The sequence below is a fragment of the Gemmatimonadota bacterium genome (assembly GCA_009841265.1).
Classification (GTDB): domain Bacteria; phylum JAAXHH01; class JAAXHH01; order JAAXHH01; family JAAXHH01; genus JAAXHH01.
Genome location: VXMB01000009.1, coordinates 453,337 through 468,173, shown reverse-complemented (window position 1 = coordinate 468,173; position 14,837 = coordinate 453,337). Strand labels below are relative to the sequence as shown.

The window sequence follows — 14,837 nt, the reverse complement described above, 5'->3', positions numbered from 1 at the left end:
TACTGAATTGTGTTTAAACTGACATACCAACTTCCAATGAATTCGCTTTACCCATGAAATTGCGCTTAACAAGGTCAGGTACACGTATGGCAATGAAATCCATAACGAAACCACCTACACATATCGAGTTGTTTAACCCTACAATAAAGGCACTTCGATCGTTGGGAGGGAGTGGTTCAATAGACGAAATCGCTGAAACTGTGCTTCAGCAGTTGGAGTTGCCAGATGAAATCGTCAATCAGTTGCACGGCGAAGGACCACGGACTGAAGTTGAATACCGCCTCGCTTGGTCTCGTACCTACTTAAAACGATTCGGGATTCTCGATAACTCTTCCAGGGGAGTTTGGTCATTAACACCATTAGGTTTGGAGAATGAAGAAGTGGACCCGGAAGAGGTCACCACTCACTATCAAGATTACTATTTGTCCAAGCAACGTAATCGTGGAAAAAAGAACCGACCCAACGAAAAGCAGGGTGATCTTACCCTACCAATTGTAATTCCCAAAGAAGATGACAAGTGGCGGGAAGACTTTCTTGATTTATTGCTGAATCTATCGCCAGATACGTTTGAACGGTTATGTCAGAGGTTACTTCGCGAGTCAGGATTTATAGAAGTTGAAGTTACTGGTCGCTCTGGAGATGGAGGGATTGATGGCCATGGGATAATCCGATTGGTAGGACTCGTCAGTTTTCCTGTTCTTTTTCAGTGTAAGCGCTACAAAGGAACAGTCTCGCCAAATCAAGTTAGGGATTTTCGTGGTGCAATGACTGGGCGTGCTGACAAAGGGCTGATAATTACGACAGGTGGTTTTACCCGAGAAGCTCGACGTGAAGCAACACGAGAAGGGGCACCACCGATCGATTTGATCGATGGCGATCACCTAATCGATATTTTAATGAAACTGGAACTCGGCGTGAGTGTTAGGAAAGTGGAAGTTGTAGAGATAAACAACGAGTGGTTTGAGAAAATCTAGTAGCAGACTTGATTCCTTGCGACAGCGTTATCCATCTGGAGTTGCGTCGAACCGCCTTCTTTCCATTACAACTTACGGTTCAGCTTGAGCAGGTGATCGACGGTCAGGACCTTGTTGGCTGAGGAACTTCGTTGGCCGGTCGACTTCCGATTCGAGGGTTTTTTTCTCCGGTTCTTTCGTGAGACTACTTTCCCGGACGCTTCGGTCTTCCCGGCGTCTTGTGCCTTCGAGGTCGAGTCTGCCTTCACGGACGGATCTCCCTTTTCGGTTGCTTCCGCCTGCCCGTCCGCACTCGTGCGCTCCGCCGCCTTCACATTCCCGCCGTCGGTCTGCCCATCCTGCCGGCGCTTCGATGGCCGGCGCCTTCGCCGGCGCTCGGGCTTCCCGTTGCCACGTTCCTTGCCCTCCCGCATCGACAGCGAGATCCGGTTTCGTTCGTGGTCTACGCCAAGCACCCGCACCTCGACCAGTTGCCCCACCTTGACGGCTTCGCCGGCATGCTTGACATACCGGTCCACGAGCTGGCTGATGTGCACGAGCCCATCGAGGTGGACCCCGACGTCCACGAAGGCGCCGAAGTTCGTGACGTTGGTCACGACGCCGTTGAGCCGCATCCCCTCCTTGACTTCATCGATGCTATTTACCCCTTCGGTGTACTGGACGGGCTTGAACTCCTCGCGGGGGTCGCGCCCGGGCCGCGCCAGTTCTTCCAGGATATCTTCGAGCGTAGGCAGCCCCACGGTATCGTTCACGTAGGTATCGAGCTCGATACGGCCGCGGACCGCTGAATCGTCCATGAGCTCCTTGACGCTGCAACTTTGATCGGAAGCCATCCGGTCCACGATTTCATAGCTCTCGGGGTGCACGGCACTGGCGTCCAGGGGGTTCTCGGCGTTCCCGATTCTCAGGAAACCCGCGGCCTGCTCGAAGGCCCTCGGACCGAGGTTCGGCACCTGCTGCAGATCCGTCCTCGAGACGAAGGGACCCGCTTTCTCCCGGTGGGCCACGATGTGCTTCGCCAGCGCGGGCCCAATGCCGGACACGTAGGAAAGGAGTTGAGCGCTCGCCGTGTTTACCTCGACGCCGACGTTGTTCACGCAACTCGTCACCACGTCGTCCAGGCTCTTCTTCAGCGCTGCCTGGTCGACGTCGTGCTGGTACTGCCCGACGCCTATGGACTTGGGATCGATCTTGACCAGCTCGGCCAGGGGATCCATGAGCCGGCGGCCGATGGAAATCGCCCCGCGTACCGTGACGTCCAACCGCGGGAATTCCTGCCGGGCCTCGGCAGACGCCGAGTAGACCGAAGCGCCGCTTTCGTTCACGAGCACGATGGACGGATCACCGGCAAGCCCGATCGTACGGAGGAACTGGGTGGTCTCCCGTCCGGCTGTCCCGTTGCCCACGGCGATAGCATCGAATTCGTACTGCTCGTGCAGGGTCCGCACGATCCGTGCCGCCCTTTCCTTCTTCTTGTCCCCGGAATGAGGAAAGATGCTGGCCCGGTCCATCAGTTTGCCCTGTTCGTCGAGACACACGACCTTGCAGCCCGTGCGGAAACCGGGGTCGACCGCCATGATGCGGCGGCGGCCCAGGGGAGGCGCCATCAGCAGCTCCCGCAGGTTCCGCGCGAAAACGAGAGTCGCCTCCTGCTCGGCCTTCTGCCGGACAAGGGACCTCAACTCCGTTTCGAGGGAGAGCGAGAGCAGGCGGCGGTAGCCGTCGGTAACGGCCAGGCGGACCTGTTCGGACGCGGGACCTTCTCCCTTGACGAAGAGCTCCTCGAGTCGCGCAATCGCCTCGCCTTCCGGCGGGGCAATGGTCATTCGCAGCACGTCTTCTTTCTCGCCGCGCCGCATGGCGAGCACGCGGTGAGAAGGCGCTTTCACCGCCGTCTCGGACCAGTCGAAATAGTCCCGGAACTTGATACCCGACGATTCCTTCTCCGCGACCACCGTGGACCGGATGACCGCCTTTTCTTGGAACAGCCGGCGCAGGGCCGACCGTGCCGTCGTATCTTCATTGATCCATTCGGCGATGATGTCGCGCGCGCCGGACAGGGCGTCCTCGGCGGTATCGACTTTCTTCTCCGGATCGACGAAGGGAGCGGCTTCGGCTTCCAGATCCATTTCCCCCTGCTCGAAGATGCGCTTCGCCAGGGGTTCCAGGCCCCTTTCCCGGGCAGCCGTGGCCCGCGTGCGCCGTTTCGGCCGGTAGGGAAGGTAGGTATCTTCCAGTACGGTCAGGGTTTCCGCGGCGCGCACCTTCGATTCCAGCTCGTCCGTGAGCAGGGCGCGGTCCTTCAGGGAGGCAAGGATCGAGGTCCGGCGCTTCTCCAGTTCCCGGAGCTGTCCGATCCGGTCGCGTATCGCCGTAACGGCCACCTCGTCGAGCGAACCGGTCCTTTCCTTGCGGTAACGGGCGATGAAGGGGACCGTGGCCTCTTCGTCCAGCAGGCGCGCGACGGCTTCCACCTGCTCGGGCCGGATCCCCAGTTCACCGGATATCTTCGTGATGTGCGTTTCGTCACTCATGTATGATTGTGGCCTTGTCTGTCCTCAACTCGTCCGTTCTCGCCTGGCCCTGCCTGGTCTGATCTGCTTATTCACGCGCCCAGGATCTCCCTCAGCCTCTGGGCCACCCGTTCCGGTTCGCCCGCTTTGAGGCAGACCGGGCCGAAGAGCACGATCCCTTCCGAGACTCTCCCGGTATTGGCCTGGATGGGAGGATCGCCCTCCTGCAGTGCGAGGACCACGTCCAGGGCGGTCTTGCCCGCCACGGACTCGTCAAGTTTCAGCACGGCCATCGGTACCTCGCTGGGCCTGCTGTCGGTATCGATCGTGAACCGGCAACCGGGAGTCTCCCCTGTGGCGGCCACGAGTTCATCCATGCGGTCCCGCCACGCCGCCGCGCGCGCTTCCAGGTGTTCACCGGCAAAGCGCTCCAGCGCGGTCAGCAGGCCCACGATTTGTTCCTTGCCGACCTTGCAGGGTCTCCCGATGCCGTGATGAGGCGCGCCGGGCAGGATTGACTTGTCGATGAGGGATTCCGGTGGATTCCACTGCGGTTTCAGTACGTCCATGTCCAGGTGTTGTAGCGCCACGCACATGATGAGGTCCCGGCGGCCGCAGAGAATCCCCGAACCCTGGGGACCGCCGATGGCCTTTCCGCCGCTGAAGGCCACGAGGTCGGCGCCCATGGAGATGTATGCCTGCAGGTTCGACCGTGGCGGTAACTGTCCGGCGGCGTCGACGATCACCGGTACGTTGTGGGCGTGGGCGACTTCGACGACTTCTTCCAGGGGAGGCAGGGCGCGGGGATGGGCGACGTAGCAAACGGCCGCCGTGCGCTCCGTGATGGCATCGGCAATCTCCCACGCTTCGGTGTCCCGAACGCCGGCCCCACTGTAGCGGTCCGCGATCCCTACTTCGACGAGCTTTACGCCGACGGACCGGATCGCGTGGTCGTAGAAATTCCGCTGGCTGCGGGACATGATGACTTCGTTCTTCATGCCCTCCGTGTCCGGCAGCCGGTTCATCTTGCCGGGGTCCGGACCGGTGACGCAGGCCGCGGTGCCCAGGAGGAGTCCCGCCGCCGCGCCGGAGGTGACGTATCCCGCTTCCGCCCCGGTGATCTCCGCGATTAACTCGCTCGCACGGGCCTGGAGTTCGGCGATGTCGACGCAGTACTGCGACGCCTCGTGCATGGCGTCGGCGACTTCGGGATCCATGATGCCGCCGCTGAGACGGGTGGACGGCCCCGAAGCGTTGATGATCGGCCGTACGCCGATGCGTTCGTAAACGTTGGGCATGCAATACCCTGGCATGATTCGAAGGACGGTGTTTCGAAAGCGCCACTAATCCTATTACATCGTCCCGTGGTTTGCAACCTGTTTTTTCGCGGTCTCGGCCGGGACGCTCCGATCCGCCAGTAATGAATTGACTTGGACCATCGCCGGGGGTACTTTACACGGGTGGAAATACCATCGTGGCGTGGCGCCGAACCCCATGCCGAACCCCATGTCGAATCGAACTCTTTTCAGGCAGCAAGTCAATGGCTCACAAAGACTTAAATACGTTCGTCGATCTGCTTCGGGAAGAAGGTGAGTTGAAGGAAATCACTGCGGAGATCGATCCCGAGCTGGAGATCAGCGCCATCGCGGACCGCGTGGTCAAGCAGAACGGGCCGGCATTGCTCTTCACCAACGTAAAAGGCCATTCCGGCATACCCGTGCTAATCAATACCTTCGGGTCGAAACGCCGCATGGAGCTGGCCCTGAGTACCGAGGACCTGAACGACATCGCGGCCGAAATCGCCGACCTGATCAATCCCCAGGTGCCCGCCTCCCTTGCGGGAAAGCTCCAGCTCCTGCCCCGGCTCGCCCGGTTGAAGGATACCCAGAGCAGGACCGTGCGCAACGGCCCCTGTCAGGAAATAGTCGAGACCGACGCGGCGTCTCTCGATAGCATTCCGGTCATCAAGTGCTGGCCCGGCGACGGTGGAAGGTACATCACCTTTCCCCAGGTCATTACGAAACACCCTGGGAAGGACACGCGGAACGTGGGCATGTACCGGCTCCAGGTCTTCGACGAGAAAACCCTGGGGCTTCACTGGCAACGGCACAAGGGCGGCGCCCATCACTACCGCGTCGCGGAGGAGATGGGCAAGCGGCTGGAGGTCGCCATCGTGCTTGGACCGGATCCGGAAACCATGTACGCCGCGACGGCGCCCCTGCCCGACGAGATCGATGAGTACATGCTGGCCGGATTCCTTCGCAGGCAACCGGTCCAGCTGGTGAAGTGCCACACGGTGGACCTGGAGGTGCCGGCCAACGCCCAGATCGTCCTTGAGGGGTACGCCGAACCCCATGAACGGCGCGTGGAAGGGCCCTTCGGAGATCACCAGGGCTACTACTCGCTGCCCGACGAGTACCCCGTGTTCCACCTTACCGCCATCACGCGGAGAAAAGACGCCATCTACCCGACGACCATCGTCGGACCGCCGCCGCAGGAAGACGGGTGGCTCGGGAAGGCCACCGAACGCATCTTTCTCCCGCTGCTCAAGACCACCCTGCCGGAAATCGTGGACATCGACCTGCCCGTCGAAGGCATCTTCCACAACCTGGCCATCGTATCCATCGACAAGCGCTATCCCGGCCACGCCCGGAAGGTGATGCACGCCCTCTGGGGCCTGGGCCAGATGATGTTCACCAAGGTGATAATCGTTGTGGACAAGGACGTGGACGTGCATAATATGCGGGAAGTCGCCTGGCGGGTCGGCGTCGCCATCGATCCGAAGCGGGACCTGCTGATCAGCGAGGGGCCCTGCGACGTCCTGGATTTCGCCGCGCAGACCGCCGACGTGAGCGGCAAGCTGGGCATCGACGCCACCGAGAAATGGCCGGACGAGGGATTCGACCGGGGATGGCCGGAAATCCTGCGCATGCCCGAAGAAGTCGACCGGCGCATAGACAAGCTCTGGCCGGAACTGGATCTGTAACCTGGTCAAGGCTGGAGATGGACCGCCCGGTTTCGGTCCCGACGTATCCTGAAATCGCCGTCGCAACTAAGTCTTGCATAACCTTTCCGACTTAGTTTTTATACTTAACATTTCTAACTCTTGCACTACGTTAATGAATCAGGCTTTGTCGGCTGCCCGTAAGATCGCGTGTCGGTATGATCTTGCGTGCATCCCGGCAGGAAGGGAGGACAGATGTTTTTCGTAGTCTCTGCGACACATAAGGCGGAAATGGCACAGGAAAGGCTTCGTCTACAGGAATCATTTGCCGCCTACATTCACGATTCCACCCATCATCCCGATGTGACCGTACATCACGGCGGGCAAACGCTCAGTGAGGGTGACCGGTCCGTCACCGGTTTCGTCCTCGTGCTCGAGGCGCCCTCTATCGAGGTAGCACGGGCATTTGTCGAAGGCAGTCCCTATGCCCAGGCGGGCACCTTCGCCGAGTCTCACGTCCGCCCATGGAACTGGTTGACCGGACGGCCCGGCTGAGCGAAACGCTGCCACCGCTCATTCCGGATCGGGTCCACGGTGGATTCCGTACATCTCCAGGTGTTGGATCACCCGGTGTGCGTATACCGGCCAGGGGAGTCCTGTGAGCAGCCGTGACGAGCAAAGCGCTTCTGGCGTTCAATACGAACCCGGCGAACATCCTCCGGCGCTTGTGTCGCTGGGCAGCGGCCTGCAACTGGTCGTACTCGGCATAACAAGCATCATCTTCATCCCCACGATCATCATACGGGCCAGCGGCGGAACCGAGGCGTACCTGTCCTGGGCCGTGTTCGGCGCGGTCGCCGTCAGTGGGATCTGCACCGCGCTGCAGGCCGTCAGATTCAGCCGGGTCGGTGCGGGATACCTGCTCTTCATGGGTCCCGCTGGCGCCTTTATCGGGGTCTGCGTCAGCGCTCTCGTCGAAGGCGGTCCGGCGCTGCTCGCCACCCTCGTCGTCGCATCGTCACTCGTCCCGATCGTGATATCGATGCGGCTGGCCCTGTTCAGGCGGCTTCTCACACCGACCATCGTCGGCACCGTGAACATGCTGATCCCGGCGACCGTGCTGCCGGTTGTATTCAGCCGCCTGGCCGACGCGCCGCAGGACGCGGCGCTCAGTGCACCGCTCACCGCAGTGGCGACGGGTCTGGTCATCGGCGGCATTTCCCTCACGGCAGGGGCGACGCTGCGTCTGTGGGCTCCGCTCATCGGGGTGATCGTAGGTTCGGTCATCGGCGGATCACTGGGGCTCTACGACTTCGACCTGATTGCCCGGGCACCGTGGATCGGGTTGCCACAGGGCAATTGGCCGGGTATCGGTTTCGACCTCGGGCCGGCCTTCGTGAGTCTTCTGCCTGCCTTCGCTTTCGTGGCCCTCATCGGCGCTATCCAGACGATAACCGGTGCCGTCGCCATCCAGCGCGTGTCGTGGCGCCGGCCGAGGGCCGTGGACTACCGGGCCGTGGAGGGTGCGGTGACGGCGGACGGTATCGGCAAACTGCTTTCAGGCATCGCCGGAATCGTGCCGACGCAGACTATTGGCGTCAGCGTCCCGACCGTTGAACTCACGGGGGTCGCGGCCCGCCGCGTGGGCATCATTGCCGCCGGCGTGCTGATCGTGCTGGCGTTCCTGCCCAAGTTCCTCGCCATGATCCTCGCTATTCCCAGTGCGGTCGTGGTCGCCTATCTGACCGTCGTGCTGGCGTTGACCTTCGTCCGAGGGATGACCGAGGTGGTGCAGGGCGGGATCGACCATCGCAAGGCACTGATCGCGGGCGTCGCCTTCTGGGTCGGCGTCGGCTGCCAGAACGACCTCCTGTTCCCCGAAGTGCTCGCGGAGTTGGGGGGCGGCCTGCTGGCGAACGGCATAACGGCCGGTGGTATCATGGCGATCCTCATGACCCTGTTTCTGGAAGCGACGGCCCCGCGCAGCAGCCGGATCGAAGTGGCGCTCGACCTGTCCGTGCTGCCGAAGATCAGGGCGTTCCTCGAGGCGTTCGCATCCCGAAACGGATGGGGACCGGAGATGGTCGGCCGTCTCGACGCCGCCAGCGAGGAGACGCTGCTGACGCTGATCGAGCAGGACGAGGGCAGGGAGAGCAGCGAGCGAAGGCGCCTGCTCCTGAAGGCGCGAAGGGAAAGCGGTGGCGCCGTCCTCGAGTTCATTGCCGCGGCGGGTGAGGAGAACGTTCAGGACCGGATCGGATTGCTGGCGGACCGACCCGACGACGTGCTGGTGGAACGGGAAGTTTCGCTTCGGCTGTTGCGGCACATCGCTTCCTCCGTCCGCCACCAGCAGTTCCACGACACGGATATCGTTACCGTCCACGTGAAAGTTCCCGAGCCGGACAGGAACCAGCCGAGCACATCATGAGACGCGAAGGATGAAACGCGAGAAAATGCACGAGGCGGAAGGCGCCGGCGTTCCGAAAGGCGCCGGCGTTCCGGGAGAAGCCGCGGCGCCCGTCAGTCCGCCGACACATGAAGCAGCATTCGAACGGGCCTGGACCAACCCTGGCAACACCCGAATCGAGCTTGATCCCGTCGACATCAACGGGACGCTGGCCCGTTATTACCGCACGAACAAGCCGCTCAGGTTCACCCGGACCATGCTGTGGGACATGGAGGTAAAGAAGGCGTTCCGGCCCGACCTGTATATTCCTTCTGTGGTAAAGAAAGGCAGTTCCAGCTATTGGAACCGGCAGGCATCGACCGGCGGAGCCGAATCCTTCGTGCGATGCTCGCGGCAGCGCCTCTGGCTTGAACCGTCGAAGCACGGGCTGGTTCTCGAACGCGTCTTTCTCAATCCCGGGCGGCAGCGCGTCACATTCATCGGCACGACGGAACTGCCCGGCATGGATGGGAATCCGCTTCAAGCAGGCGATAAACAGCCGCTCTTTCACGTTGAGCATTCGGTCGATGGCAGTGAATTGCGGCCGCTGAACCTGTGGCGCATCGTTTACCTCACCGACGGACCCCGGCAGCAACTGATCGATCGGTTCACGCTGGCGAAGGACGTGTGGCTGCGCGAGTTCGTCGAAATCTACATCCGGCGGGACTTGAAGATCGCGTTGAACCGGAGGGAGCTTCCCGGATGAAGATCCTGGACATCCGCCACGTGGGGTTGCTGTCACCCGCGACCCCGACCCACGCGAAGTTCTACCTCGAGGCCTGGGGACTCGGCTCGGCCGGCGAGGACCGGCACGCACGGTATTTCCGAGGAGCGTCGACCGAGCATTACATTCTCAGTCTGCATGCGGCGAAACGGCCTGGGCTGCACCACCTGGCCTTCAGCGTTGACGGATGCGAGGCGGTCGACGGGGCGGCAACCGAGCTCGAACGCCGGGGAATCACCATCGTGGCCCCTCCGGGCGTCCTGGACGAACCCGGCGGCGGGTACGGGCTGCGATTCCTGGACCCGGAAAACCGCTGCATCGAACTGTCGGCCGGCGTGGCCCGACACGCGAACGGCGGGGCCGATGCGAACGGCGGATCCGATGCGAACGGCGGGTCCGGCGAGCACGATGGACCCCGCCGGTTGTGCCACGTGGGTCTCAACACGCCGCGGTTCGAGCAGACCGTGGCGTTCTATACCGATGTGCTCGGATTCCGGGTCTCGGACTGGATCGAGGACCAGATGGTCTTCCTGCGATGCGGCCGGAGACATCACGTCGTCGTGTTCACTCGCGCGGATCACGCATCGGTCAACCACGTCGCGTACGGGATGTCCGGCGTGGACGCCTTGATGAGAAGGGTCTCCAACCTTCGTGACCGGGGGCAGGAACCCGACTGGGGGCCGGGACGTCACGGCCCCGGCAACAACATCTTCTGCTACTACAAGGATCCGGCCGGATACGTGAACGAATGCTCCAGCGACCTGGCGTGCATCGAAGACGAAGCAACGCACGAACCCGCGGTGTGGCGAAGAGTGCCGGAAACGATGGATTACTGGGGTACGGCTGAGGCGCCCGGTTCCGGCGTTCGGAAGGCGATGGCCGGCGACCCGGATCCCGGCTGGACGGCACAGGGCCTCGTCGAGGAATGACAGGGAGATTGCCGAGGTGATTCTTATTGTGAAAAAGGGCTCGGAAGTGCATAATAAGAGGGAAGCGTGTGGCGGGTCGGCGTCTGCAGAGGACGCCCGCCGGTTGAAACTGAACGACTGTTTATGAGGAGACGGTTTTGTTCGAAGCATTGATCGCCGCGGCGGGACTGGAAGACATCCACGAGAAGGTCGCAGCGGGCGAGCGACTTTCGGCCGACGACGGGAGAAGGCTGTACCGGAACGGGAACCTTCCTGCCATCGGCTACCTGGCCAACCTGGTGCGCGAGCGCATGCACGGCGACCGGGTATACTTCGTGCGCAACCAGCACCTGAACTACACCAACATCTGCAACAAGAGCTGCCTGTTCTGTTCGTTTTACGCCCTGCCTAAAGACCCCGAGGGCTACGTGCTTTCGCCCGACGACATCAGGGCGAGGATGGAGACCTACGCTGACATTCCCATCTCCGAAATCCACATGGTAGGGGGCGTGAACCCGAAGCTGCCCTACGCCTATTACCTGGACATCGTCCGGGTGATCAAGGAAGTCCGGCCCGGGGTGTCCCTCAAGGCCTACACCATGATCGAACTCGAGCAGATCCGGAGAATCGGCAAGAAGTCCATGGCCGAGATCCTGCTGGATCTGAAAGAAGCCGGGGTGGACGCCCTGCCCGGCGGCGGGGCCGAGGTCTTCAGCGAACGGGTGCACGAGGAGCTGTTCCAGGCCAAGTCGGATTCGGACAAGTGGCTCGAGACCGCGCGCGTCGCCCACGAGGTGGGCCTGCCGTCGAACGCCACCATGCTGTACGGCCACGTGGAGCAGACGGAGGAGAAAGTCTACCACCTCATGAAACTGCGTGAACTGCAGGACGAGACAAACGGACTGCTGGCCTTCATTCCCCTGTCGTGGCACCCTGAGCGTACGGCGATCGAGCACCTGCCGGGGCCGACGGGGCAGATGGACCTCCGGGAGATCGCGGTTGCCCGGCTCATGCTGGACAACGTGCCCCACATCAAGTCGTTCTGGATCATGAACACGCCGGCGGTGACGCAGGTGTCGCTGTGGTACGGCGCGGACGACATGGACGGCAGCGTCCTGGAGTACGAAATCACCCGGAACCCGGTCACCGACCGTATGCAGGCCCTGACCCACACGCAGATGCTCGATATGATCAGCGAGTCGGGGCGGAAGCCCGTCGAACGCGACGCGCTCTATCATATCGTCGACCAGCCCGAAACGATCCGTCCGGCCTATATGGAGACCGCCAACGGGGCGGAGGCCGCCGGGGCGAAGGCCAACAGGGATGCGGCCAACGTGGCGAAGGCCGCCGCGACACCGAGCCAGGGTTAACCCACATGATCACCGATATCGCGGAAAAAGTCCTGGCCGGAACGCGGCTGACTGCCGAGGACGGGAGGCGTCTTTTCCAGCACCCGAACGTCACCGAACTGGGCATGCTGGCCGATCACGTGCGCCAGACCAGACACCCCGAGCCGGTGGTGACCTACAACATCGGGCGCAATATCAACTATACCAACGTGTGCTGGGTGCGGTGCAAGTTCTGCGCCTTCTACCGCCCCCCGGGCGACCAGGAAGGATATACGCTGCCGGACGAGGAGATCTTTGCGAAGGTCGAGGAACTGATCAGCGTCGGCGGGAACACGCCGGAATCCTGCGAAATCCTCATGCAGGGCGGTTTGAACCCGAAGCTGAAGATCGACTACTACGAACGGCTCTTCTCGGAAATCACCCGGCGCTATCCCGCGGCCTATCTCCATTCACTGTCCGTGGCGGAAATCGTCTATCTCGCCCATATCTCGAGAATCTCGGTCGAGGAAGCGCTGATCCGACTGCGCGCGGCCGGACTGAAATCCCTCCCGGGCGCCGGCGCCGAGATCCTGGACACCGAGGTGCGCGACGCCATCGCCTTCCGCAAGGAAACGGTGGAGGAATGGCTGGACGTCCACAGCCTGTCCCACCGCCTCGGCATGAAGTCGACGGCCACCATGATGTTCGGATCGGTGGAAACCGTCGAACACCGGTTGAAACACCTTCTGCGGGTCCGCGAAGTGCAGGACGAGTCCCTGGCTCGCCACGACGGTTACTTCACGGCCTTCATCGCATGGAGCTTCCAGCCGGAGGGCACGGAACTGCCGGATACGCGAAAGGCGACGGGGTACGACTACCTGCGCACCGTGGCGATCGCCCGGCTGATGCTGGACAATATCGAGAACGTCCAGGCGTCCTATGTGACCCAGGGGCCTAAGATCGCGCAGATCGCCCTGGGCTACGGGGTGAACGATTTCGGCAGCACCATGATGGAAGAGAACGTCATCAGCGCCGGAGGCACGAGTTTCGTGATGCCTACGGTAGAGATCGAGCGCCTCATCAGCGACGCGGGATACACGCCGCGACGACGTAACACGCGTTACGAGTACGTGGGAAACGGCACGCCAGAAAAGCACGAAGCCACCGCGTAAATGCGCGGGAAGCGGTGACGGATACAACCGGCAACGACTTCCGAATGGACAACAGAACCCGCATCTACGCCGTCAGTTACCTGAATTCCCGGGCTTTGACTTATGGCCTGGAACACGGCGGCCATGAACACGGATTCGAAATCCTCTACGATATCCCCTCCGAATGCGCCCGGAAGGTAGGGACGGGCGAGGCCTCGGCGGGTGTCATTCCGAGTATCGAATACGCAAGAAGCCAGGCGGCCTACGCCATCGTGCCGGAGATCGCCATTGCGTCTGATGGTCCGGTCGCCAGCATCCTCCTTTTCCACAGGATGCCCGTACACCGGATCCGCAAGGTGGCGATGGACGCGAGTTCCCGGACCTCGGTCGCCCTGGCGCGGATCGTCCTGCATGAGCGATACGGAATTGAAATCGATTCCTTCGACCATCCGCCGGACGTCTCCGCGATGATGGAACGGGCGGATGCGGCTCTGGTCATCGGCGACCCGGCTTTGGAATACACGGACCGGCCGGAACCGCGGGTCGATCTGGGGGAAGCCTGGCAGGAACTGACCGGTCTGCCTTTCGTATATGCCTTCTGGGCGGGAAAGGACGGCGGTCTCACCCCCGCTGAGGTCGAACGGCTGATCGCGTCGAAGGAACAGGGGCTGTCCGCCCTGGATGAGATCGCCAAAGCACATGCAGGGAACCGTTCCCGGCCCACTTCTTTTTATGCGTCGTACCTGAAGGACAACCTGGCCTACGACCTTGGTGACCGCGAGCGTAGCGGGCTCATGGAGTTTTACGGCCTGGCCCATGCCCGCGGCCTGATCCCGGACGTGCCGGAACTGCGGTTCTATCCACGTCAATGAAGGAGAGATGACCATGGCTTCGAAAACGACGGTCGGAATCGGTACGGGAAGCAACCGCCGGGAGAACGTAAGGACGGCCGTAGAACGCTCCGCCCCGCAACTGGCCTCCCTCATGCGCGAGGAGGTCATGCTCAAGCCCAATTTCCTCTCCGGCACGAACCCCGTAGTATGCACCCACCCGGACGCGGTCCGCGGCGTACTGGACGTGATCATGACCCTGCCCGACAGGCCCCGGCGGGTCCTGATCGCCGAGGGCGGGAACGAGACCGTACCCGGGGAGTGCTTCCGCCACATGGGGTACGCCGACATCCCGGACGAATACGACCTCCCCATCGAACTCGTGGATCTGAACCAGGAGACACGGTGGCGCAACACCCGGGTATACATGGTCGACGGCACCTGGACTACGGTCCGAATGCCCCGTACCGTGCTGGACTGTCCCTGCGTCATTTCGGTCGCCGTGGCCAAGACCCATGACGGCGCCATGGTTACCCTGGCGCTGAAGAACCTCATTATGGGCACGATCCTGAAGAAGGACCGCATCAAGGTACACGGCTACACGACTCACCACGATCGGCACCATCCCCAGGAGGCGCGGGCCCTCAGCAGGAACCTGATACGTCTTGCCCGCCACCTCTATCCGCACTACAGCGTGGTGGACGGCACGGTGGGCATCCAGGGCAACGGTCCCGGTGGTACCGACACGGTACCGCTCGGGTTGGCGGCGGCCGGCGAGGACACCATCGCCGTGGACGCCGTCATTTCGAAGGCCATGGGATTCGAGCCCCTGGAAGTGGGCACGGTCTTCTACGGGGATGCCATCGGGCTGGGTGTGGGTGACCTGTCACGTATCCGTGTCGCCGGCGGCCGGTTGGATGAGCACGCCCTGTCCTTCAAAGGTCACGAGTCCATCGACCTGCAGCGCCAGTGGGCTATCGAAGGCGCGTGGGAGACGGCGGCGGTCGGCGGCTGAAGCG

12 protein-coding genes are annotated in these 14,837 nt (G+C 62.0%); 10 read left to right on the top strand and 2 right to left on the bottom strand.

Translation table 11 applies throughout. The features are described from left to right. Nucleotides 1-86: 86 nt before the first annotated feature. Nucleotides 87-974 carry a restriction endonuclease gene (locus F4X08_06915; protein ID MYD25527.1) on the top strand — a complete coding sequence of 296 codons (888 nt, stop codon included), beginning with the start codon at nucleotides 87-89 and terminating at the stop codon, nucleotides 972-974. Between the two features lie 65 nt (nucleotides 975-1,039). On the opposite strand, the gene F4X08_06910 is transcribed toward F4X08_06915, so the two are convergent. Together F4X08_06910 and F4X08_06905 are read right to left on the bottom strand one after the other, a co-directional pair. Continuing rightward, entirely contained in the window at nucleotides 1,040-3,508 is a 2,469-nt protein-coding gene (locus F4X08_06910; protein MYD25526.1) for a S1 RNA-binding domain-containing protein, read from the bottom strand. A 71-nt stretch (nucleotides 3,509-3,579) separates the two neighbouring features. After that, a complete protein-coding gene (locus F4X08_06905; GenBank protein ID MYD25525.1) occupies nucleotides 3,580-4,800 on the bottom strand; it encodes an aminotransferase class V-fold PLP-dependent enzyme in 1,221 nt (406 codons plus the stop codon). Nucleotides 4,801-5,027: 227 nt separating this feature from the next. Between F4X08_06905 and F4X08_06900 the strand changes: the two genes are divergently transcribed. The 9 genes from F4X08_06900 (at nucleotide 5,028) to F4X08_06860 (ending at nucleotide 14,833) form a co-directional block, all read left to right on the top strand. Then, nucleotides 5,028-6,473, top strand: coding sequence for a menaquinone biosynthesis decarboxylase (locus F4X08_06900; protein ID MYD25524.1), 1,446 nt, complete (start codon nucleotides 5,028-5,030; stop codon nucleotides 6,471-6,473). Nucleotides 6,474-6,686: 213 nt separating this feature from the next. Beyond that, nucleotides 6,687-6,986 (top strand): YciI family protein, encoded by a 300-nt coding sequence (locus tag F4X08_06895; GenBank protein MYD25523.1) that lies wholly within the window; start codon nucleotides 6,687-6,689, stop codon nucleotides 6,984-6,986. 43 nt (nucleotides 6,987-7,029) lie between these two features. After that, the gene (locus tag F4X08_06890; GenBank protein MYD25522.1) at nucleotides 7,030-8,859 is read left to right on the top strand and encodes a hypothetical protein; all 1,830 of its coding nucleotides are present in this window, start codon (nucleotides 7,030-7,032) and stop codon (nucleotides 8,857-8,859) included. Between the two features lie 10 nt (nucleotides 8,860-8,869). Further along, nucleotides 8,870-9,583: a hypothetical protein gene (locus tag F4X08_06885; protein MYD25521.1), complete on the top strand. Its 714-nt coding sequence runs from the start codon at nucleotides 8,870-8,872 to the stop codon at nucleotides 9,581-9,583. Beyond that, a complete protein-coding gene (locus tag F4X08_06880; GenBank protein ID MYD25520.1) occupies nucleotides 9,580-10,530 on the top strand; it encodes an extradiol ring-cleavage dioxygenase in 951 nt (316 codons plus the stop codon). Before F4X08_06885 ends, F4X08_06880 begins: the two co-directional genes overlap by 4 nt. A gap of 137 nt (nucleotides 10,531-10,667) precedes the next feature. Beyond that, nucleotides 10,668-11,879 carry a CofH family radical SAM protein gene (locus tag F4X08_06875; protein ID MYD25519.1) on the top strand — a complete coding sequence of 404 codons (1,212 nt, stop codon included), beginning with the start codon at nucleotides 10,668-10,670 and terminating at the stop codon, nucleotides 11,877-11,879. Between the two features lie 5 nt (nucleotides 11,880-11,884). Next, a complete protein-coding gene (gene mqnC, locus F4X08_06870; protein ID MYD25518.1) occupies nucleotides 11,885-13,009 on the top strand; it encodes a dehypoxanthine futalosine cyclase in 1,125 nt (374 codons plus the stop codon). 44 nt (nucleotides 13,010-13,053) lie between these two features. Next, nucleotides 13,054-13,860 (top strand): menaquinone biosynthesis protein, encoded by an 807-nt coding sequence (locus F4X08_06865; GenBank protein MYD25517.1) that lies wholly within the window; start codon nucleotides 13,054-13,056, stop codon nucleotides 13,858-13,860. A gap of 7 nt (nucleotides 13,861-13,867) precedes the next feature. Continuing rightward, on the top strand, nucleotides 13,868-14,833 hold the full coding sequence (locus tag F4X08_06860) for a DUF362 domain-containing protein (protein MYD25516.1): 966 nt from the start codon (nucleotides 13,868-13,870) through the stop codon (nucleotides 14,831-14,833). Nucleotides 14,834-14,837 lie beyond the last annotated feature (4 nt).